This is a genomic window from Vibrio sp. VP6, from assembly GCF_028823755.1.
GTDB classification, from domain to species: Bacteria; Pseudomonadota; Gammaproteobacteria; order Enterobacterales; family Vibrionaceae; genus Vibrio; species Vibrio parahaemolyticus.
On sequence record NZ_JAPEID010000049.1, the window covers coordinates 1 to 23,259 of the forward strand.

Sequence of the window (23,259 nt, forward strand, 5' to 3'; positions counted from 1 at the left end):
TCACTAGGGAGGATATTTTCGAGTGGTTTGTCGATCTCTTTCCAACCAAAATTGTAATGGCTGCCCACTTTGCCTTTCGCCAAATCCGTCGGGACAACTTTAATAGCAGCAACATCCAACACACACGCTTGTTCGCACTTACCGCACCCAGTACACACTTCTGAATTCACTGTAGGGATAAGTTTGGCGTGATAGCCAGTTCGGTCGTTGTGAACCATCTCCAATGTGATGGCTTCATCAATCAGCGGACAAACGCGATAGCAAACGTCGCATCGTAGCCCTTGCCAGTTAAGGCAAGTTTCATGGTCAATAAGAACCGCTGTGCCCATTCGAGCATCATCAATATCGGTTAACTTCGGATCCAGCGCCCCACTCGGGCAAGCCACCACACAAGGAATGTCTTCGCACATTTCGCAGGGAATATCGCGCGCAGTAAAGTAAGGAGAACCAGTGGCTACAGGAGAAAGTAATGTCGCGAGTTTCAATGTGTCGTAAGGGCATGCTTGAACACACAAGCCACATCGAATACAGGCTGATTCGAAATCGCCTTCTGGCAAAGCACCGGGTGGGCGAATAGGCACACCTTTGGTTTCTCGAGCTTGGCTTTGCAGCGATTGTAAGCCCAACACACACGCCGCTGCGCCAACGCCTGCCGCAGTTCGGACAGTATCACGCAAAAATCGGCGCCGACTTTGCGATGTTTTAGACTGAGAGGATTTCATGCTATTTCCTCAACGAAACTCCTTTATCAAGTTAAGCATAAATAGCGCTAAACGTACCTCTTCCCCATACCTCATAAGAGGTAACTCCACCCTCAATTGATTCAGGTCAACTGATGTACAGTGCCGCCGTCACAGTTTGAATAATTCCATTTATTTCCTCCAACATGAAATTCACCACGATACTCTGCTGTGCACGCCATTTTCAGTACAATAATTCAACACCTTTGCAATCTATTCGCTAAATTCGAAGATAAATGACTACTAAAATTTAGACAAATATCGCTATAACAACCTAATTTAAAAGGTGTTTATCTCTCAAACATCAAAAAACACTATCCAAAATAAAAAACTGTGGTTAGATTGAAAATTAATACTAAAAAGCGAAGGAGAGAAGCATGGAAATTATCGTACGTCCAACGACCGTTGAAGACGCAGCGGCACTCGTAGAAATCTATTCACAACCAAAAGCACAACGTGAAACCCTGCAACTCCCAAAACCTTCGCTCGCAATGTGGGTAGAACGATTGTCAAACATGCCCGCTGGCGTTTACAGCTACGTCGCTGAAATCGATGGTAAAGTAGTGGGTAACATTGGCTTTCATCACTCGCAGCGCCCAAGAACGGCGCACACGGCCGCGTTTGGTATTGGCGTTCACGACCAGTTTCACGGCCTAGGCGTGGGAAGCAAGTTGATTGAAACCATCACCGAGTTGGCGGATAACTGGTTGAATGTTAGACGCATTCAGTTAGAAGTGAATGCCGACAACGAGGCCGCGATTGGCCTGTACAAAAAGCATGGTTTTGAAATTGAAGGAGAGGCGATTGATGCCTCATTCCGAGATGGCGAGTTCATCAATACCTATTACATGGCACGTATCAGACCAAGTAAAAAATAAAGAAAAGCCTCCTACTAGTTGGAGGCTTTTCTTTTTAAACTTCGACTCACTTTCGTAAGTAAGCCAACGCTCTGCGAGTCAATGCTTCAGTGTAGGGATTGATCTTCCAGTGGTCAGGACTCCAACCTTTCACAAAGCGCTGAAAGTCAGCCCACGCAACCGCAAACAAAGGACGCCATTCACGCTCGACTTCATCGGGGTCGAGATTCGGCTGATAAACCATTAACGCCTGTTGCAACTGAGCGAAATACGTATCCAAGACCCAAACTTCCATCTCTGCACAACGCTCTGGCTTGACGGCGCTACTCATAAACAGTGCCACATCTTTCATCGCACAGCCATGTCCGACGTATTGAAAGTCGACCGCAGCAACGCTCAATTCATCTTGCGCAAAACAGAAGTTCGCCAATTTGGCATCACCGTGTACAAGCGTCTTGAACTTGGCTTGCGAAAGCGTTTGATCAATCAATTGAGCGGCATTTTTTAGCTCACTGTCTTGCAATGCCTCAAGCTCATCGGGTCTGGTTGCCAAGTGCCAGTACGTGCCGGTATGCCACAGCTTATCCGAGCGAACACCGATGTAGCGCGCATGAAAATTCGCTAACCAAGCAAGGCAGGCTCGTAGATGCTCTAGCTTTGCATCGGTGATGATTTTTGGAAAGCCCGCCTCGGCAAGGTCTTCCATCACAATGAGCCATTCATTCTCCGACTGGAACGTTTTTAAGCCTTGTGGTACTCGACAGTGCGAGTCCATGACTCCGGAAAAATGCGCGTACCAACTGACTTCAACCTGATAAGAGTGCAGCTTTCTTTGGTGAGAACGGTCTGTATTCCAGCCTCTAGGGTGTTCAGAAGGTTTAGGCAATTTGACGTGTTTTACAATGACAGAGCGTTTAGCGAATATCAGCCGAACCAATTCTCCGTAACCGCCCCAAAGTGACTGGATTACTTCGCTCGACAGCAATGCACCGAGATCAAGATCCTGGCTGATATTTTGATACAAAAGGTGGTGGTCATTCATACTCAAGCAAGAAGATGCGACCAAGCTTGGTTACGGTTGATGTAATGCGCCACATACGGGCAAACCGGTTCGATTTTATAGCCCAGTTCTTCAATTTCTGGGAGTACCGCTTCCATCATTACTTTTCCATAACCTTTGCCTCGCAGCTCTTCTGGTACGACCGTCGATGTTATGTGCATCACATCATTTTTCAACTCATAGACCACTTTTGCTTGGAAGTCTTGCTCTAAATCAACCCAAAAGAGGCCACTTTCAGTGTCGTGAATCACTTTATGCATATCTTCTTCTCTAATTTTGTTACGGATTTATTGAATCAAACTATATCACTGAATAAAATCATTACCACGCAAAGACACCCAGTCGTTTAGTGCTAAATTTCATAGCAGTCACCTCTTCTCAAATCAGGTACGACAATAAGAATGAGAAATATGATAACCAGTGCCAGAGACGGCAATCTACCTCTGCAGAGTAAGAGAGCACCAGAACGTCAGGCCACCACATTAAACAGCACCGATGCAATGGCGATGGTTGAGCATGGTAGTGAAGTCACTCTCAATGTGACCACGCCTGTTGGAACGAAGTTCATCACCACCAGTACGTTTGTCGGCTGCCACTCTAACAATACGGCATTGATCGAAGTTCCGAATATTTCCGATGAAGATTTGAAATTCTATTTTCAAGAAGGCTTTTGGATTAACGTAAAAGCGTATTCTCATCGTGGCGAAGGCGCAGTCATTCCTTTTAGGGCTCAGCTTCAACATCGCTTGGGCGACCCTTATCCCATTTTAGTGCTTAGCCTTCCCAATACAATGCAGGTATTCCAACTTCGTAAAGAAGTGCGTTATGAGGTGAATTTGAAAGCGCGAGTCCGCTTGGATGAATATCGAAGTGAGTGTGAGATCAGAGACTTGTCTCGCAGCGGCTGTCGTTTTGTGACATCGCCAATGAGCCGACCTTTACAAGTTGGCGACCGTATCACTCTAGACCTCACCATGCCGAGTGATGGTCGCCTGTTAGCGCCATTGAATGGTCGTATTTGTAACCTGCAAAAATCGACTCACTATGCCCGCTACGGAATGGAGTTTGATGAGGTAGGCAAGACTAACGCCAAGAGTCTGCTGAGTCATCTCAAATTCGACGGCACCAAGCTGAAGTTAAAATAAATTCGAACGGCCTAGAGCCATGAAGTTGCTAGAGCACGTATTCGTTCTTGAAAAACGAGCATTAAAAAGGCACCCGAGGGTGCCTTTTTGCTGAGACCATATTTAAAAACGTAAAGCAAAAGCTTACAGCTTAAAGAAGCTCAACTGTTCTTTTTGCTTTTCAGCCAGTAGTGATAGCTCGCTACTTGCGCTTGCGCTTTGGCTGATGCCCGCTACATTTTGGTTCACAAGTTCAGACATGTTAACCACGTTGCGGTTGATGTCTTGAGTGACTTGAGATTGCTCTTCCGCAGCTGTCGCTACTTGCGTGTTTGAATCGTTGATGTTCGCAACAGATTCTGTAATACCGATCAACGCATCGTTCGCTTGCTGAGTCAGCTCGTTGTTGCGAGTCAACATTTCTAGGCTAACTTGCATGCTGTCGTTAGCAAGGCCAGATTGCGCTTGTAGTTCTTCAATGATTGTTGAGATTTCTTGCGTTGAATCTTGAGTTCGTGCCGCTAGCATACGAACTTCATCCGCTACTACCGCAAAACCACGACCAGATTCACCAGCACGTGCAGCTTCAATCGCTGCGTTCAACGCCAACAAGTTCGTTTGTTCAGATACACCGCGAATCACTTCGATAACATCGTTGATCTGTACTGATTGCTCTTTTAGACGCAGTACAACTTGCGCGGCATCGTTCAATGCTTGAGACATTTGCGCACTTGCGTCTGCACTTTCTTGGAAGATAGCCAAACCAGATTGCGCTAGACCGTCCGCTTCGCGTGCTGTCGCATCAGCAGAGGTCGCATTGTCACTTACGTTGTTTGCAGTGCTTGCTAGCTCATTTACCGCAGAAGCAACTTGCTCGATTTCTGCCAGTTCTTGTTGTGCGTTCGCTTCTGCTTGCGTCATTACTGCAGCAAGTTCTGTCGATGCAGACGCCACTTCTTCACTGATTCGAGTTAACTGATCAACGATGCTGTAAAGTTGAGACGCGGTTTGGTTAACGTCTTTGCTTAACTGAGCAATCTCGTTGTCGCCTTCGACATCCGCACGAACAGAAAGGTTACCAGCCGCCAGTTCACGCATCACACGTTGCAGCTTTTGGATTGGTGTAACAATCATGCCAGATAGGAACCACGCGCCAATAAGCGAGAACACAAACACTGCAAGAACCGTCAGCATCGCATTAGTTTGAACACGCTCGTTTTGTGCGTTACTTTTTGCCGTTGATTCAACCGCTTGATCGTTCACGTGTTTAGACAAAGTGTTGATGCCTTGCACCATTTCGTTACCAACACGGCGGTACTCAGAAATAAATGCACGGTATTCGTTGTCTGATTTAAGACCTTGATCGTATTGGTTGAAAAACGCTACAGAGCGCTGTGAGTACTGCACATACGCTTCAATCGCTTTACGCACTTCAATCGCATCTTCACGAAACAGGTTTCGCGCTTCGATTGCACTTAGATCCGCTTCAACTTGTTTCAAGCCTGCTTTTAGCTCATTTAGGAACGTTTCACGACGAGAAGCATCGTAAATTGCGTAAACCGCGCTGATGCGCAATGGGTAAATTTGATCGTCGATACGCGCCAAAGTGTCTTTATGGAAAACCAAAGACTCTTGGTTAGAAGCAATAACGTCTTGCTCCGCTTGAAGATTGTTTTTAGTAATCCACAGAGCAATAAACAAAACAATAGCGGTAAATAATACCGGAACCAAAATTTGGGTTCGTACTGACAAGTTTTTCAGTGATAGCTGCATGACTGGACCTCAGTTATATGCGTGATGCCTACTTGCTTCCATGCGACGGGATTGTTCCCGGACGAATAAACAAGTGGCGAATATTAGAGGTCGATCACACTTTTGTCTAGTACAAAAAGTCCCCATTTTCAATCTGTTATTGACAATATCCCGACACTAGTGTCGGGATATTGTCGTTATTACAAGTTGTGATTAATTGTGATGATATTTATTCACATCCAGAGCGAATATCGCTTACTTTCTCAGCGAATTGAGCTTCGCTTGAGCAAGGCCAAAAATCGTATCAATCGGGTAAGAACCTTCATCTGTCGGCTCACCTGCCACCTTGCCGGTGAACAGTTCAATGGCCTCAGTAACGTGGTCAATTGCCCAAATATGGAACTCCCCTTTTTCTACCGCTTTCACGATGTCAGCGCGTAGCATCAAGTTATGAACATTCGAACGAGGAATGATCACGCCCTGTCCGGAGTGACGACCTTTGATCACACACACATCATAGAAACCTTCGATTTTTTCGTTTACGCCACCAATCGGCTGCGCTTCACCAAATTGGTTCATTGACCCCGTGATCGCGATATCTTGTCGATTTGGTTGTTTAGAAAAAGCCGAAACGACAGCGCAAAACTCTGCCATGCTCGCGCTGTCGCCGTCGACACCACCGTAAGATTGCTCAAAGGTAATCGTCGTCGTGAGTGGCACTCGCGCCGTTTTGCCGAATACGGAAGACAGATAAGCCGATAGGATCATCACACCTTTCGAGTGGATACTGCCGCCAAGATCGACGCTGCGTTCAATATCGATAACGTCGCCATCGCCGTAGCATGTCGTGGCAGTGATACGGTTAGGCGCACCAAACATATAATCGCTGGTACTCAACACCGACAACGCGTTCACTTGCCCTATCGCCGAACCCTCAGTGAGAATCAACGTAGTGCCGTTTAAGAACGTCTCCATCACGCTGTCTCGCAAACGGCTGACACGCATCTCCTGATTTTTCATCGCCTCTTCGACGTGGCCAATGCGGATCATGTTTGAGTTTGCTTGGCGAGCCACGTAGTTTGACTCTCGAAGCAAGTTGGCGATATTAGCCGAATGCAGAGATAGCTTGGATTGGTCGCCAGACAAACGTGAGCTGTATTCGATGATTCGAGCAATGGCTTTGCGATCGCAATGCAGCATATTGTTGTCATGCACCACGCTAGAGATAAAGCGCGCGTAATGCAGCTCAGACTCCGGCGTACGTTTCATTTCGTCTTCGAAATCTGCCGTCACACGGAACAATTCGCTGAACTCTGGATCGTAATGTTGGAGTAATTGGTAAGTTCGGTAATCACCAAACAAGATGATTTTGATATCAAGCGGGATCGGTTCAGGATCTAATGAAACCGCCCCCGTCAACGTCACCTCTTTTTCTAATGACGTAAAGCTTAGTTGGCGAGAGCGCAGCGCACGTTTTAAGCCATCCCAGACATACGGCTGCTCCAACACTTTTTGCGCGTCCATCAACAGAACGCCGCCGTTGGCTTTGTGCAAACTACCTGCACGGATCAATGAGAAGTCGGTAAAGACCGTCCCTTTGAATGTCGCAGTTTCAATCGAGCCAAACAGTGAGTGGTAATTTGGGTTCTCTTCCACCACGATTGGGAAATCGCTGTTGTTACGACTCACTAACACGTTCACTTTGTAGCGACGAGGCAACTTTTTATCTAAAGACGCAGCAGCAATCTCACCTTGTTCACCACTTTGATCGAGGAAAATATCCGCGTTTTCAACGATATCTTTTTGCAGCTCCGTCAAATAGGTTTTGATTTCGGAGTATTCCGAATAATCCACTTTGAGCTTTTTAATGAAGTGAGTAATCACGTCGAGCGTAACTTCATCATTCAACTTTTTGATTTTGTCGCTGTAGGTATCCTCCCACTCGGTCAGTTCACGCACCATGGAACGTAAACTCACCTCTAACGCATCAATGCTGTCACTGAACTGTTCTTGCTCTTTTTTGCTCAAGGCATCAAAAGATTCTTCAGTGTGCAACTCATCGCCATTCATGGCGACAAATTGATAATCGCCTTGCGATGTGATCGTCAGGCTGATGCCGTGCTCTTTAGCTTCACGACTAATGCGGTCCAATTCATTTTGCTGTTTGTTTGCCAACTGGTTTTTCAAACGATCAGCACGGCTAAAGTACATTTCGTTATCAAAAGCTAATGGCAGCGCGTTAAGCAATTTCCCCATTAAGGCTTCAATATCAACACGCAGTTTGTTACCGATTCCACAAGGGAGCTTTAACACTTTAGGCGTGCGTGTATCTTCAAAATTCGCGACGTAACACCAGTCAAATAACGCATCGGCGTCATGCTGGTGACGATTCAAATAGCGCAGAATCATCGTGCGCTTACCTAGCCCGTTCTGACCGATGGCGTAAATGTTGTACCCTTTTTCCTTAATTGACATCGCAAACTCGACCGCTTTTTGCGCACGCTCTTGTCCCACGATTTCGTCAATAGGAGGCAGTTCCTTGGTCGACTTACATGGCATATTCTCTAGATCCGCTACAGAATATAGCTGTTGAGGTTCCAATCTTAGTATTGCCATATCCGCTTCCTTTTTCTTATTGTCGTAACTTGAGTGTAGAGATTATTTGTTTAATTTTAAGTGATTTAGCTTACACCATGGTTTAATCGCACACTTTATGACCACAAAAATGAAAACAACACGCACTTGCAATTGATAATCAATTTCATTTAATATCTTCAGCAAATCAACTTTTGTGGAGATGGACATGAATATTGAGCAATGCTGGATGCGCTATTTGAAAGCGGAGCAATTGATGGATCAAGGCCATTGGCCAGAAGCTCATCGCTTATACGAAGATGTGCTCAATCACTTGCCTAGCCATATCCATAAGGCGCTAGAGAATGACCTTACCAAGCCTTGCCAATTTGTGTGTCTGGTCAGCGGATTACGCGATGCGAGCGTGGCGCAATCGGAGATCCTCAACAAATTGGGATTACAGCGCGACGCATTTTCAGCCCTCAACCAAACTTATGCGTTGTTCCAATTTTTGCAGCTTGAAAGCCATGAGCTGATTGAGCGTGTTGGCCACCTACTCGGTCAGCAAAGTGAGGACTTACTTGCACACATGGCCGCATTTTGCTCTGCGCAGCGCAATGCTCAATGGATGATAGAGCTGGACCATGTCACTCGCGCCCATGAACAGTTTTTGCATTTACAGGCAATGAGCTCAGCAGAAGCGGTTGCTCCCCACCTCTACAACTAATGAGTACCAGAGCAATGGAAAGCAGCAGGATTTCAGCGCCATCACCATTGCTCTAGGTTTATTTGCTATATCAAACACAAGGATACGTGATGTCTTCTCAAACCATTCTTTCGGTGAACAACTTGTCTGTCAGCTTTACGACAAACGATGGGATCGTCGATGCAGTAAAGAATGTTAGCTTCGAGCTACAAGCGGGTGAAACGCTGTCTATCGTCGGCGAATCTGGTTCGGGTAAATCAGTTTCCACCAACGCTTTAATGAAGCTGCTACCAGACAACGCCATTGTCCATCCAGACTCGTCGATCATGTTTGAAGGCGAATCCATTCTGGACAAAACTGAGCGACAAATGCAGCGCATTCGCGGCGATCGCATCGGAATGATATTCCAAGAGCCAATGACTTCACTGAATCCGTATATGCGGGTCGGTATTCAAGTGGCGGAAGCCATGATGTGTCATCGCTCCGTCAATCAGCGCAAAGCCAAAGAACGTGTGCTTGAACTGTTTGATTTGGTTCATTTGCCGAACCCGCAACAAGCCTATGATAAGTATCCCCATGAGTTTTCTGGAGGCCAATTACAGCGCATCATGATTGCCATGGCGCTAATTAACGAACCAGACATCTTAATTGCCGATGAGCCGACAACCGCGCTTGACGTTACCGTTCAGGCGGAAGTGCTACTGCTGATTAAAGAGATTCAAGCAAAAATGGGGATGGCTATTTTATTTATCACCCATGACCTAGGCGTGGTGAAACACTTTGCCGATCGTGTGTTGGTGATGTGCAAAGGTGAGGTCGTTGAAGAAGACATCACTGAGCACCTATTTTCTGATCCTCAGCATGAATACACCAAAATGCTGATTAACTCGATTCCGAAAGGAAGCAAAACCCCCGTTGACGAGAATGCGTCGGAATTGCTCAACGCTGAAGACATTCGTGTGAAGTTTTTGGTGACGCCTCACTTTATCGCAAGCAAAAACGAGTACTTCGAAGCGGTAAAAGGCATCTCGTTACAACTGAAACAGGGCGAAACACTAGGCATTGTTGGTGAATCCGGTTCGGGTAAATCCACGTTAGGGCGTGCGTTGATCGGTTTGCTACCGTCTACCGGAAAAATTGAGTTTAAAGGTCAAAATATGGCCTCACTCAGCGACAAAGAGCGGTTCGATCTGAAAAAAGACGTACAAATGGTGTTCCAAGACCCATACGGTTCGCTTTCACCACGTATGACCATCGGGGAAATCATCACTGAAGGGTTAACCGTCCACCGGCCATATTTAAACAAGAAAGAACGCATGCAGAAAGCGCGTGATGTTCTGCGCGAAGTACGTTTGGATCCCGCATCTATAAACCGCTATCCGCACGAATTTTCCGGTGGGCAACGTCAACGTATTGCGATTGCACGAGCCTTGATTTTGGAACCGTCGTTTATCTTGCTTGATGAGCCGACCTCAGCCTTAGATCGCTCAGTGCAACTCACTGTCATCGATCTTCTCAAAGACTTGCAGAAAAAACACAATATCGGTTATTTGTTCATAAGCCATGATTTATCAGTGGTTAAGGCGCTTTCTGATCGCGTATTAGTAATGCAAAAAGGAGAAGTGATGGAGCAAGGAAGCGCACAAGAGATTTTCCATCACCCAAAAAGTGAGTACACTAGAAAACTGATTGATGCCTCATTTGATCTTGAAAACAATGAAAATCAAAATGATGCTGCTTAGATTCATCACAGTTTCATATTAATGAACTAGGATTAAGTAAAGATGATTATTTCATCTTTACTTGAGAATGGCGTAGCTGCCTTTCGGTTTGGCCGCCGAGACTGGTTGGTTCATCGAGTCAGACTTAGTCAACCTGACTCAACAATACTGAAAAACAGTATTACTTGAGTTCCCCCAACCATGAAAAATGCCGCGATTCTGTCGCGGCATTTTTTATTCTCTAAAGCTCAAAATCGTTAAATCGACTCGATACCCATGTTGTGTAGCGTAAATGCGTACACATCGGTCGTGAGATCGATTTGCTTGCTGAGCGGCATACCGGCACCATGACCTGCATTCACATCAATACGAATCAACACCGGATTTTCGCCTTGCTGTTTGTCTTGCAGTTCGGCAATAAACTTATACGAGTGAGCAGGCACAACTCGGTCGTCATGATCAGCGGTTGTCACCAAGGTAGCAGGGTACTGCACGCCTTCTTTTACATTGTGAACAGGTGAATACCCAAGTAAGTATCGGAACATCGCTTCACTTTGTTCTGACGTGCCGTAGTCGTACTTCCAGCCTTCACCAGACGTAAATGTGTGGTAACGCAGCATATCAAGCACACCAACCGCAGGCAGCGCAACTTTGAATAGTTCAGGACGTTGCGTCATACACGCTCCAACTAACAAACCACCGTTAGAACCACCACGAATCGCTAGTCGCTCCGAGCTGGTGTAGTCGTTTTCAATTAGGTATTCCGCTGCCGCAATAAAGTCATCAAACACGTTTTGCTTTTGCTGCTGAGTGCCTGCATTGTGCCAAGCTTTACCATATTCACCGCCGCCTCGCATGTTGGCGACAGCGTAAATGCCACCCAATTCTAGCCAGTTGGCCACATTGCCAGAAAACATCGGAGTGAGGCTGATGTTAAAACCGCCATAACCATACAGCATGGTTGGCGCACTGCCATCAAGCGAGATGCCCTTCTTGTATGAGATGATAATTGGAACTTGCGTGCCATCTTTTGAGGTGTAGAACACCTGTTTTGACTCATACTCATTGCGATCGAACGGCGCTTTTGATTCTTGATAAAGCGTCGATGCACCAGATTCGACATCAAATGAGAAGATCGTCGGTGGTGTCACGTAGTTAGTAAAGGTGTAATACAGCGTGGTTTCTTCTTTTTTACCTGCTAGACCGTAAGCCGTGCCTTCTCCCGGCAGTTCTACATCTCGAATCCACTCACCTTGGTAATTAAACTGCTGCACTTTAGAAAGCACATCCACCATATAAGTCGCAAACAGATAACCGCCACCTTTGCTGATTTCTAGCGGCTGTTCTTGTTCAGCAATCACGTCAGCCCATTGTTCTGTCTGAGTGTTGTAGCTGACAACTTTGCCGTTCGGCGCTTCTAGGTTAGTGTAAAGCAGCAAGGTTTCGTCTTGGCTATCAATCAAGTAGGTGTCGCCTTGCGTCGTATCGCGCAGTGTCACAATCGCTTGGGAGTCAGACTGTAAGTCGATATAAAACAGACGATTACCCGATGTGGATTCTGCGCCAGAAATAATGAGGAAGCGATCATCCGTCGTCGTCGTACCAGACACATAACGATGAATCTGAGCCTCCTGCTCACCAAAAATCACTTTGTCTTCAGATTGAGGGGTACCAAGTTCATGATAATAAAGCTTGTGATGCTCAGTTCGAGCAGACAACTCGCTGCCTTGCGGCTTATCGTAACTTGAGTAATAGAAGCCTTTGCTGCCCAGCCAAGAAATAGACGTAAACTTCGCATCAACGATCTCTGGCTCTAGCTGTTCTTTAGTTTCCGTATCAATGACAAAAATCTTACGCCAGTCACTGCCTCCTTCCGAGATGGAATATGCCACCAAACGATAATCTTTCGAGAAGCTGACTTCGCCAAGAGAGGTCGTGCCCTCTTCGGAGAAAGTATTTGGGTCAAGGAAGACCTCGGCTTCTCCCTCGTCTTTACGGCGATACAATACGCTTTGGTTTTGCAAACCGTCGTTTTTGTAGAAGTAGGTGTAGTCACCACGTACAAATGGCTGGGAATATTTTTCGTAGTTTTGGCTGTTCGCGACTAAGTCACGGATTTGTTGGCGGTAAGGGATCTGACCAAGAAAATCGAAGGTCACTGAGTTTTGACCCGAAACCCATTGTGCGGTTTCTTCACTGCGATCATCTTCTAACCAGCGATAAGGGTCGGCAATGTCGTGACCAAAATAAGTGTCCACGACAGAATCTTTACGTGTTTTTGGGTAATGCATAACGTCCGTGTTACTCCGTTTGAAGTGTTTTGTTTTTATTGAGATTTATTCTCAATAGCTAGATTAGGGCTCAAGTGGCGAAATTCAACCAAAAAATGCAAACAATATGAAGCACCTAGAAGTAATGAGAAATGGTGAGATAACGTTCGCGAATGTGCTCGATAAGCAGCTTAACCTTATTCGGCGGCTGACGCGTAAACGGATATACCGCGTAAATGCCCAGCTTTTTGCCGACCAGTTCGGGGAAAATATCCACCAGCTGGCCATTACGAATATCGTGGTACACCAAACAGCGAGGCACATACGCAATACCGTGTCCGCCTAATGCTGCTTTGCGCAGAGCGGTGGCATTGTCGGTTGAAAAGCTTCCAGAGACTCGAACAATATAATTGCCTTCGTCACTCTTAAATTCCCACTCCGATGCACCGGTGGTTTGATAAGCGTATTGCAAACAGTTGTGCGAAGTCAGATCGATAGGTTCGATAGGTTTGCCGTTTTTAGCAATATAAGAAGGCGATGCGCATACCACCCATTGAGAGTCGAGTATATGCCGAGCAATTAAACTGGAGTCTTCCAAGTAACCGGTTCGGATGACCAAATCGTAACCATCGGCGACAAGATCAACAAAGCGATTATCGAGCGACATATCGACAGTGAGCCCCGGATGAAGGTTACAAAACTCCGCCACCGCGTCGGCAAGAATCAAGTCACCGGAGATAGTCGGCACCGACATCTTGATATGACCGCTCACATTCTCTCCAAAGCCTGCAACAGCGTCCATAGCCTCCTGAGTGGCTTGCTTCACATTTTTAGCACTGTGTAACAACACCTTCCCAGCTTCGGTCAGGGTCAATTTGCGCGTAGTTCGATATAATAGTTGTGCACCTATCTCTTCTTCTAGTCGCGCCATTCTTTTGCTAACTACCGAATTTGTAAGGTTATTTGCCTCTGCAACCTTACTAAAACTGCCTAATTCGATGACCTGAGAAAACAGGATTAAGTCGTCTGCTCGCATACAATTATGTCACTTTTGGAATTAATTATTTTCATTATTTCCCTATATCAATAAAAAATAAAGGAGTAAATTCACGCCAAATTAACAAAACCATTACAACAAAAAGTCGCCTCTACAGCGGATTGACACCGTTCGAGAAGTCAGCGTACGAAGGATGTACAAATGAGTGAAACCCTACTAGCCCTAGTGGCCTTTTCGCCAATTGTTGTTGCCGCCATTTTATTGGTTGGTCTCAACTGGCCTGCTAAAAAAGCTATGCCTGTTGCGTTCGGTTTAACCGTCGCTATCGCCCTAATGTTTTGGGATATGTCAGCTACTCGCGTACTGGCATCAGTATTCCAAGGTTTAGGAATTACTGTCTCTGTTCTTTGGATCGTGTTTGGTGCCATCTTCTTGCTCAACACTTTAAAACACACTGGAGCGATCACCACTATCCGTAACGGATTTACCGATATCTCTGCCGATCGTCGAGTTCAAGCCATCATTATTGCTTGGTGTTTTGGCTCATTCATCGAAGGTGCATCGGGCTTTGGTACACCAGCAGCGATCGCCGCACCACTATTGGTTGCGATCGGTTTCCCTGCCCTAGCAGCTGTACTAATGGGCATGATGATTCAATCAACGCCAGTATCGTTTGGTGCAGTGGGTACGCCGATTATCGTGGGTGTAAACAAAGGTTTGGATACGCACAACATCAGTGAAGCGTTGGCAGCTCAAGGCTCAACATGGGAAGCATACCTACAGCACATCACGGCTAACGTTGCCGTAATTCATGCCGTGGTTGGTACGATGATTCCTGTATTGATGGCGATGATGTTAACACGTTTCTTCGGCAAGAACAGAAGCTGGAGCGAAGGTCTGGATATTCTACCGTTTGCGCTATTCGCAGGTGTGTCATTTACCGTTCCTTACGCATTAACTGGCGTGTTCTTGGGCGCTGAATTCCCATCGCTGATTGGTGGTTTGGTTGGTCTTTCTATCGTCGTAACTGCTGCGAAAAAAGGCTTCCTAGTTCCTAAAACAAAATGGGATTTTGAAAGCGAAGACAAATGGCCAGCAGAGTGGCTAGGCTCTTTGAAAGTGGATCTGCACGACAATCCTGGTAAGCCAATGAGCTTGGTAAAAGCGTGGATTCCTTATGTAATGCTGGCCGTTATTTTGGTAGCAAGCCGCGTAAGCTCTGAGTTTAAAGGTCTATTGCAAAGCGTCAGCATGTCGTTTAGCAACATTCTAGGCGAGACAGGCGTTAGCGCTGCGATTCAGCCGCTTTACCTTCCTGGTGGTGTATTGGTGTTCGTTGCTCTGCTTGCTGCTGTACTGCAAAGTGGTAGCGCAAAACCTTTGCGTGAAGCATTCGGCGAGTCAAGCAAAACGCTAATCGGTGCAGGCTTCGTATTGGTGTTCACTATCCCGATGGTACGTATCTTCATCAACTCAGGTGTGAACGGTGCTGACCTAGCAAGTATGCCTGTAACAACCGCGAACTTTGCCTCAGACCTCGTTGGCTCTGCATTCCCAGCATTAAGTGCAACGGTTGGTGCGCTAGGTGCATTCATCGCAGGTTCGAATACCGTATCAAACATGATGTTCAGCCAGTTCCAATTCGAAGTCGCGCAGACATTGTCTATCTCAAGCGTGGTTGTAGTGTCACTGCAAGCCGTTGGCGCGGCTGCGGGTAACATGATTGCCATTCACAACGTGGTGGCGGCATCCGCAACCGTCGGTCTACTAGGTCGTGAAGGCGCAACCTTGCGTAAGACGATCATCCCAACGTTCTACTACCTAGTAATGACAGGCATCATCGGTTTGGTTCTGATTTACGGATTCCAACTCACCGACGTCTTGATGAAGTAATACGAATGCAGGGCTCACTGCCCTGCCCGATTTGACACAGCTGTCAGCACTACTACCCCGACATGTTGATTTAGCTTGCTACATCAATTCCCCCGGCAGCTGTGTCACCTTTCCAGTTTGCATAACTGACTGAGCGATTAAATCAAGATTGTTCAACCAATTATGTAAGTGGGTTACCTAAATCGCAGATTCAAAAGTAAGTGATGCAAAGGTAACTATACTCATTTTGATGCTTTTAGCGCTTAGTGCGATGAAAGCTCACTTAAGAGCAAATGCTCCACAACTTTGCTTAGAATAACCGCTAGGACACAATTATGATTATCTCAGCTTCTACCGATTACCGCGCTGCCGCGAAAGCCAAGCTACCTCCGTTTCTATTCCATTATATTGATGGCGGCTCTTACGACGAGCGCACTCTGAAGCGTAATACTGACGATTTAGGCGATGTTGCACTACGCCAGCGCGTCCTACGCGATATGACAGACTTGAGTCTGGAGACCGAGATTTTCGGTGAGAAACTTGCGATGCCAATCGCACTGGCACCTGTTGGTCTAACTGGCATGTACGCTCGCCGTGGTGAAGTACAAGCAGCAAAAGCGGCAGAGAAAAAAGGCATTCCTTTTACCATGTCGACTGTGTCGGTTTGTCCGATTGAAGAAGTGGCACCAGCCATTGAGCGTCCAATGTGGTTCCAGCTTTACGTGCTAAAAGACCGCGGCTTTATGAAAAACGTTCTTGAGCGTGCAAAAGCAGCAGGCGTTACTACATTGGTGTTCACGGTAGACATGCCAGTTCCAGGTGCGCGTTACCGTGACATGCACTCTGGTATGAGTGGCCCTAACGCAGCAATGCGCCGCGTATTCCAAGCCATGCGTCACCCAAGCTGGGCGGTGGATGTTGGCTTGCTAGGTAAGCCACACGATCTTGGTAACATCTCAACGTATCGTGGTGAACCAACGAAACTAGAAGACTACATCGGCTGGTTGGGCGCGAACTTCGACCCATCGATCTCTTGGAAAGATCTTGAGTGGATTCGTGATTTTTGGGATGGCCCAATGGTCATCAAAGGCATTCTGGATGAAGAAGACGCGAAAGATGCGGTACGTTTCGGTGCAGATGGCATTGTGGTATCAAACCACGGTGGTCGTCAGCTCGATGGCGTACTATCAACAGCGAAAGCTCTGCCAAGCATTGCGGACGCCGTAAAAGGCGATCTGAAGATCTTCGTAGACTCTGGTATTCGTACTGGTTTGGATGTTGTTCGTATGCTTGCACTTGGCGCAGACTGTACGCTGCTTGGTCGTTCATTCGTTTACGCGCTTGCTGCACAAGGTGGCGCTGGCGTAGAAAACCTACTCGACCTATACGACAAAGAAATGCGCGTGGCTATGACGCTGACTGGCGCAAAAACCATTGCTGACCTATCTCGCGATTCGTTGGTGAAAATCCCATAATCTTTACGAATAAGCAGAAACGAAAAAACGAGCCTCAATTGGCTCGTTTTTTATTGCTCTTCAACCCGATAATTTGACGAGCAAGCTAGCTAACTTGGTGAACGTACTCAATGACGACTTGGTTGCCTTCAATGAACACATTGCGGATGTCACCATCCACTGTCACTCGGTTTTGCAAATGAACCGATCCCGCCGCCGACAGTTCTCTCTCAGTCAATGATGGAATCACTTGCCCAGGACGCACATGCAGCTGTTCACAAAGTTGTTTGATAAAACCTAGCGTCAGTGGCGAATTACCACGTAACAAGCCAGAAAACTCATGTAGGCTCAAACCTAGGCGCTTTGCCATTTCCATTTGAGTGATGTGCATTTTGGCTTTTTGTGACATCCAGATGTCGTAGAGCGCGTTTCTATCCAGCTCTGTAAATTCCATATCTGCCTCCGATAATTCAAGTGCCAATACACTCTCACACTTACTTGAGATAAATGTTAGCGATAAGTCAGAGAACTTATAATTGATCGTTCGAATATTTGCGCTCAGCAAAGGTATGGTAAGGCTTGCACGCGTCCGCTTTCGATTCAAAATTCATCAGATAATAGTGATAAATGGACGAAATCCCGGAAATTACTGGGGTGATACTTCAATATCTGCTACCTTTCCCACCATGGTTCATCAGAAATAAAAGTTACTTATGTCACAGTGGTTTACCGATTTACAAAACTATGTACAAGCGCATAGTCAGGATTGGAGCGGAAGTGTTCTTTTTATCACGTTAGCCAGTTTTATCGCATGGATCGCTTGGCGAGTCATCCGTTCCCGTCTTGCAATTCTTGTCGAGAAAACCCCTTTTCATTGGGATAACATGTTGCTTGATGCGCTCAAAGCGCCAGTGAGCACACTCATTTGGTGTTGGCCTGCTACGGTGTCACTCGGCATCATTTTAGAAAGCGAACTGAATGACAAGATCAATTGGCTGAGCACGCTCAAGCTGATTCTTATTATCAGCGTCTTCGTATGGACCGTCATGCGGCTGATCACCAATATCGAAGATTTCGTTCTGGAACAGAAAAACCGAGACGAAACCACCGTTCAAGCCATCGCAAAAGTTGGGCGCTTATTCATCATCACTATCGGCGTATTAACCATCATGCAGGCATTTGGCTTGTCTCTGTCTGGTCTGCTGACGTTTGGTGGTGTGGGTGGCTTAATCGTAGGTCTTGCTGCAAAAGATTTGCTGTCGAACTTCTTCGGTGGTTTGATGATTTACTTCGATCGTCCATTCAAAGTAGGCGATTGGATTCGCTCTCCAGATCGTCAAATCGAGGGCACCGTAGAACGCATTGGTTGGCGCATGACCAGCATCCGCACGTTTGATAAACGTCCACTTTATGTGCCGAACTCCGTGTTTAGCAACATCGTGGTTGAAAACCCTTCCCGAATGCTAAACCGTCGAATCTACGAAGTGGTGGGCTTGCGTTACGATGATGCCGACAAAGTGCCAGAAATCATCACCGCAGTGCGCGAAATGTTAAAGAATCACAAAGATATCGATACGCGCCAAACCTTGATTGTGAACTTTGATACCTTTGGCCCATCATCGTTGAACTTCTTTATTTACACCTTCACGAAAACCGTGAACTGGGTGAGATACCACGAAGTGAAACAAGACGTCTTATTGAAAGTCGTCGGCATCATTAAAGAGCACAACGCAGATATCGCGTTCCCGACTCAAACACTGAAGCTCGACCCGATTCAAATGGCGAAAAATCAAGAAGACAGCGGTTTTTAATTCGCTCTTAAACACACAAAGCCCACTCAACATTGAGTGGGCTTTGTTTTATTTCGGGCTTACAAAATCTCAAAAAACATCGGTTATTTGGTAAGAACCATACGCGCATTGAGCGGTTGAACTGGACGATTGTTTTCCCCCATGACGTGTTCAAATTGCGCAATTTGCTCTGCCGAAATGCTTTGTGGATCTTTGATCACAAGCCAACGCACGCCTTCTGAACATGGTGGCGTGGTCAATGAGCCGTTAAATCGGTAGTAGTCTTTGTCGCTAGGAATCAAAGCGTTTGCATCAAAAGGAGCGCGAATCGCTACGTTTTGATCTCTTTCCGGCACATTTTCTAGCAGATTCGCCAAAGCAGGATTGGCTTTGCCTTGTTCAAAAAATACCGCCACTACTGCGAGATTGCCTTGCTCATCGGCATGAACGTAATGCGCTTCCAATGGGTAAGATTTGCCGTCGACATGGTTTTCAGATGGTGTGTGGAAATGAAACTGCTTTAAAGCAAACGCTTTGCCATCAATGGTCAGAACATTCTCTCCCTCAATGCTGGTTTGCAATGTGTGACCATTGTTTGTTAGCGCAACCACTTTGCCTTGGTAATCCAATTGCAGTTTTGCTAATTCAGCTTGCGTCGCCGCATGAATATCAATCGGGCTTTGGTTTTTACCTTGCGCACATTCAGAAGCAAACTCGCCCCAATGCTCTGGTCCGTGACTTCCTTCGTAACCCCAGTTTGCTGCGTTGGCCGAACCAACGAATACCAAAGACAATCCAATCGCTGTAAGTGACTTTTTCATGATTTTCCTTATCCCTTCAAGTGAAGTGTTGTAAAAGCAAAGCCATACTAATCTCACAGGATTCGGTCGTTACAGAGTGGAAACTATGATTGCAAACAAACTTTGGAATCAACTCCTCTAGTCATGCAATTGATATGATGCTCAAAATTGAACATCAACGATTATTGAGTCGGTATAAGTGCCCGCTGGAGGGGTATTTTGGCTTGTCATTATCTGCGCGCGATAATTGTAGTTCTGTGGAGTGATACCATCTGGAATGGCATCGCCAGTATCAACATCGCTCTGTTCGCGGCGCTCAGCACCAGCCGAGCCCCAGCGCTCCGTCGATGAAGACTTATAGATTTCATATTCCAAATAGTTACCATCAGATACCATCCTTCGTTGGCCTCCTGAAGCATTTACGCCGTCGTTTAAACCAATGGTGAAGGAACTGTTCTTGGTACAAGTTAACGATATAACCTGACTAACGGGATCGAAGCCCGCCACCAATGGGGATGAACCAAAATCAATATCCGGCGCGGTGATCATACAGTCGGGAGTCACTTCCAACTCGACCGTAATAGTACTTTGAGCACTCCCCTCAGTCCGCATAATACATACTCCTGGCAGACCTACGCCCTTGCAGTAATTCCAAGTCCAAGACGCCATAATTTGGTCTGTATAAATTCCGGCCGAAAGGTTACTTCCAGCTCCCGTCCGAGCATAAAGAGGGAACTCAACTTGGTCTCCAAACAGCCCCAACAAATCTAACAAGTCGGTGTCTGTGAAGGTGTACAATTGGCCAAAAACATACTCTTGTGAAAGGCTTGAATCGCCAAAAATCTGATAGTTAATTACCGAACTGGCATCTCCTTGGGTGGTCATCTGCCCACCATTGAGGCTGGTAAATATGACAGACACATAGTCGCCACTCAACAACGACACAAGTGTCGAAAAATCACATGTTATCCCCGCATGCGGCTGGGCTGAACTTTGTTGCTGAGTGCTCGACACCGTAAATGAGGAAACGCTACCAAACTGGATTGAAGGTGTTGACGCAGTGAGCTGACAAGCTATTGTCGAGCACGAGAAAAAGAGAAGTAGACTAGCCAGCCAGCGATGCAAAATCATAGTGCCGCCTCATCTTCTGTTTTGAGGCAAACCAGACTATTCAGTGTTTGTATTTTTTGACTCTCGCGCTCATACAACCCTTCAATTGAAACTTTACATGGTGACTGCCCTTGAGGATAAAACAGAATGTAACTGCCCGGGTCAACGCCTTCAAAGTAGGTAAACCCATCCCACCCAATTTGACTGACTAATCCTGTCTCTGAACGCCCAAACGTGCCAAGCGGCAGGACTAGGTGATTTTCATCCACAACGGTCATACTCAATGCAATTTGCAGCTCTATGGGAAACTCTAATAAATAACCGTAACCTGCATGTATCGAAGCGAACTGCTCTGTCGTCGAAAATGCCGCATTCGCTGGTAAAGTGAGTGGGTCAATTTCATATTTGGCGGTGTAATACGCGGTAGCCCAAGGCACTAGCAAATAGCCATCCTCGTCAGTCACGCCAACAATTTGGTTTTCATATTTAACCGGAATACCGTCAAAACCACTGGTGCTGACCACGGCAAAGCTGTCATACACTTCGTTAGCAGGGAAGATTTTGCCATCCAATGTCGAGACCGAACCCGCCATTTCCGCAAAATAATCATAATTCCCACTGGTGCCATTGAGCCCTCCTCGAAACTGAGCCCACGAGGCACGATAGGTCAAATCGGCTTGCTTACGGTTTTCAGGATCTTCATTGAGGTCATGCGCTAAATTGATACCCCACCCGCCTTTTATAGGCGCGAGGCGACTGTATCCAACTCGCCCTCGCACATCGCCATCATCTTCCCTTTTCAGCGTTAAGCCGGCACTGCCGCCAAGCGAACCAAAGGGCAACGAGAACTGTGCTAATGTCACTGCCTGACCACCAATACTGTGGTTGTAAGAGAGCGACATATTGATATCAAAAGGCAGAGCATAACTGTACGTAAGATTGAGCGTACGCGAGCTAGAATCGGTTTGCTGAATATCGAAATAACCACCGGAAAGTGAGCCCCAATCCCCTAGCCGTACTCCCATATTGACTTGCGATACATGACGAGACTTCAGCGATGCCTCCTCCCCTTTATTAAGCTTCTCGTAATTTGGCAAATGCGACAGGGTATAGAAATCAGCTTGCTCCACTTGCGTTCTAGCAGCGAAGCTAAACAACCTAGATTGGTAACTGTAACTCAGCGCGTATGAGCTGGATTGATCTTTAAAATTACTGACTCGAAATGAGGCATCTATCGTACCTAAGTTGAACGCATTACTAACAAAACCCAGCCCTGCAACAATTAGGTCATCTTTTGCTTCAGCTTGTGTTTCCAAGGTTAACCAATCCGTCATGCCATGACGCATCGCTACAACAACGCCACCAGCACCATATTCATTCGATGCGTTTCCAAAATCTTCTCTGAGCGCACCAATACTGGCACTGTAGGAAGTAAATCCTGTTTTCAACAAATCGGAAGAGAGGAAAAACGGGCTGGTCATGACCGTTTGTCGGCCTTGAGCATCAGTCGCAATGACGGTTGCTTCACCCGCGCCAGAGATCATAGGAATGTCGTTAATAACGAAAGGGCCTGGCCCGACGGCCATTGAGTCGGTTTTAAAGCCATTGATGAATAAATCCAAGGTCGTGGGCGCAGTGACCTCACCATAAAACGCTGGCAATGGCGTCGTCACTACGTCGGGGCGCATAGAGAAATCATGCGACAACTGAATGCCCGCCATTCTCACCGGCTGACTCCAAGACAAAGGACGGACGATGTAGTCTCCGACTTCCAAACGAAGTCGTCGCGCCTGATTGGCGTACTCATACCCTGTATCGAAACGGGTGTATTGACTGCTTTGCTGAGACTGAACATCGCGGTGAAAATTGGATTTAAATATTCCCGTTGTAGAAAAAACACCAAACTCAGAAAAGGCTCTGATTTCATGATCGATAGAAACCTCCTTTTGTTGGCTTTCGTTTTCATACACACCAAAAACGTTGTAGTTAAACAGTCCCCCACGACCAAACTTAGCTGGAGAAAATCGCCCCATGTCGTGTGCAGATAAACTCTGCATCGGCAGCCAGTTCGGCGGAACGTCGATCGCCAGTTGCAATGACGATTGCAAATAACGCACGTTAACCCCAGCAATGGAAGAAACGTCAATCCTGTCTTCCGTTCCTGGCAACGATTTGGCCGTAACGCCAACCGCTATTAGATCTTGCCGCTGGAGAAAGTACTGCTCGCCAATGCGCTCGACTTCGGTAATATGCCCCGTCGCTCTTTGATTGATCACCAATTCTAGTTTCAAGCTAATATTGTTAAACTTATCAAAAGAAAAGTTTTCAGGATTCGGTAACTCAGAAAAACTGTTGGGTGAGTTCGCACAAAGGCCAATATTGCTCCACGCCATACTTAGTAATCCAACCCAAAGCAAGACATACATTTCATT

General features: G+C 46.5%; 18 protein-coding genes. 7 read left to right on the plus strand and 11 right to left on the minus strand.

Going from position 1 to position 23,259, the window contains the following annotated elements:
* Positions 1-722, minus strand: a 722-nt coding sequence (gene napG, locus OU793_RS21485; protein ID WP_274647832.1) for a ferredoxin-type protein NapG, incomplete at its 3' end; no start/stop codon positions are given.
* Between the two features lie 395 nt (positions 723-1,117).
* Here napG and OU793_RS21490 point away from each other — a divergent pair.
* Positions 1,118-1,618: a GNAT family N-acetyltransferase gene (locus OU793_RS21490; RefSeq protein ID WP_005462908.1), complete on the plus strand. Its 501-nt coding sequence runs from the start codon at positions 1,118-1,120 to the stop codon at positions 1,616-1,618.
* A gap of 46 nt (positions 1,619-1,664) precedes the next feature.
* On the opposite strand, the gene OU793_RS21495 is transcribed toward OU793_RS21490, so the two are convergent.
* Both OU793_RS21495 and OU793_RS21500 read right to left on the minus strand, forming a co-directional pair.
* Positions 1,665-2,639: a phosphotransferase gene (locus OU793_RS21495; RefSeq protein WP_193237416.1), complete on the minus strand. Its 975-nt coding sequence runs from the start codon at positions 2,637-2,639 to the stop codon at positions 1,665-1,667.
* Positions 2,640-2,641: 2 nt separating this feature from the next.
* Positions 2,642-2,917 carry a GNAT family N-acetyltransferase gene (locus OU793_RS21500; protein ID WP_159404395.1) on the minus strand — a complete coding sequence of 92 codons (276 nt, stop codon included), beginning with the start codon at positions 2,915-2,917 and terminating at the stop codon, positions 2,642-2,644.
* Between the two features lie 150 nt (positions 2,918-3,067).
* On the opposite strand from OU793_RS21500, the gene OU793_RS21505 reads away from it, so the two are divergent.
* On the plus strand, positions 3,068-3,802 hold the full coding sequence (locus tag OU793_RS21505; protein ID WP_005462902.1) for a flagellar brake protein: 735 nt from the start codon (positions 3,068-3,070) through the stop codon (positions 3,800-3,802).
* A 123-nt stretch (positions 3,803-3,925) separates the two neighbouring features.
* Here the strand turns inward: OU793_RS21505 and OU793_RS21510 are convergent, their stop codons facing one another.
* Positions 3,926-5,554, minus strand: coding sequence for a methyl-accepting chemotaxis protein (locus OU793_RS21510; protein WP_005478090.1), 1,629 nt, complete (start codon positions 5,552-5,554; stop codon positions 3,926-3,928).
* A gap of 234 nt (positions 5,555-5,788) precedes the next feature.
* A complete protein-coding gene (locus OU793_RS21515; RefSeq protein WP_005462897.1) occupies positions 5,789-8,149 on the minus strand; it encodes a Lon protease family protein in 2,361 nt (786 codons plus the stop codon).
* Positions 8,150-8,336: 187 nt separating this feature from the next.
* On the opposite strand from OU793_RS21515, the gene OU793_RS21520 reads away from it, so the two are divergent.
* Both OU793_RS21520 and OU793_RS21525 read left to right on the plus strand, forming a co-directional pair.
* Positions 8,337-8,834 (plus strand): hypothetical protein, encoded by a 498-nt coding sequence (locus OU793_RS21520; protein WP_159404396.1) that lies wholly within the window; start codon positions 8,337-8,339, stop codon positions 8,832-8,834.
* Positions 8,835-8,923: 89 nt separating this feature from the next.
* On the plus strand, positions 8,924-10,555 hold the full coding sequence (locus OU793_RS21525) for an ABC transporter ATP-binding protein (RefSeq protein WP_031429454.1): 1,632 nt from the start codon (positions 8,924-8,926) through the stop codon (positions 10,553-10,555).
* Between the two features lie 236 nt (positions 10,556-10,791).
* Here the strand turns inward: OU793_RS21525 and OU793_RS21530 are convergent, their stop codons facing one another.
* The gene (locus OU793_RS21530) at positions 10,792-12,825 is read right to left on the minus strand and encodes a prolyl oligopeptidase family protein (RefSeq protein WP_159404397.1); all 2,034 of its coding nucleotides are present in this window, start codon (positions 12,823-12,825) and stop codon (positions 10,792-10,794) included.
* 115 nt (positions 12,826-12,940) lie between these two features.
* Positions 12,941-13,840 (minus strand): LysR family transcriptional regulator, encoded by a 900-nt coding sequence (locus OU793_RS21535; protein ID WP_005499789.1) that lies wholly within the window; start codon positions 13,838-13,840, stop codon positions 12,941-12,943.
* A 162-nt stretch (positions 13,841-14,002) separates the two neighbouring features.
* Here OU793_RS21535 and OU793_RS21540 point away from each other — a divergent pair, with 162 nt between their 5' ends.
* Both OU793_RS21540 and lldD read left to right on the plus strand, forming a co-directional pair.
* A complete protein-coding gene (locus OU793_RS21540; RefSeq protein ID WP_024702140.1) occupies positions 14,003-15,694 on the plus strand; it encodes an L-lactate permease in 1,692 nt (563 codons plus the stop codon).
* Between the two features lie 314 nt (positions 15,695-16,008).
* Positions 16,009-17,148 (plus strand): FMN-dependent L-lactate dehydrogenase LldD, encoded by a 1,140-nt coding sequence (gene lldD, locus OU793_RS21545; protein WP_005462889.1) that lies wholly within the window; start codon positions 16,009-16,011, stop codon positions 17,146-17,148.
* 85 nt (positions 17,149-17,233) lie between these two features.
* On the opposite strand, the gene OU793_RS21550 is transcribed toward lldD, so the two are convergent.
* A complete protein-coding gene (locus OU793_RS21550; protein WP_005462888.1) occupies positions 17,234-17,581 on the minus strand; it encodes a helix-turn-helix transcriptional regulator in 348 nt (115 codons plus the stop codon).
* A gap of 259 nt (positions 17,582-17,840) precedes the next feature.
* Here OU793_RS21550 and OU793_RS21555 point away from each other — a divergent pair, with 259 nt between their 5' ends.
* A complete protein-coding gene (locus OU793_RS21555) occupies positions 17,841-18,938 on the plus strand; it encodes a mechanosensitive ion channel family protein (RefSeq protein WP_005462887.1) in 1,098 nt (365 codons plus the stop codon).
* 83 nt (positions 18,939-19,021) lie between these two features.
* Here OU793_RS21555 and OU793_RS21560 read toward each other — a convergent pair whose 3' ends face one another.
* The 3 genes from OU793_RS21560 to OU793_RS21570 form a co-directional block, all read right to left on the minus strand.
* Entirely contained in the window at positions 19,022-19,738 is a 717-nt protein-coding gene (locus tag OU793_RS21560) for a carbonic anhydrase (protein WP_005499797.1), read from the minus strand.
* Positions 19,739-19,879: 141 nt separating this feature from the next.
* Positions 19,880-20,848: a spore coat protein U domain-containing protein gene (locus OU793_RS21565; protein WP_025573564.1), complete on the minus strand. Its 969-nt coding sequence runs from the start codon at positions 20,846-20,848 to the stop codon at positions 19,880-19,882.
* Positions 20,845-23,220, minus strand: a complete 2,376-nt coding sequence (locus OU793_RS21570; protein WP_025632951.1) for a fimbria/pilus outer membrane usher protein — start codon at positions 23,218-23,220, stop codon at positions 20,845-20,847. Before OU793_RS21570 ends, OU793_RS21565 begins: the two co-directional genes overlap by 4 nt.
* Positions 23,221-23,259 lie beyond the last annotated feature (39 nt).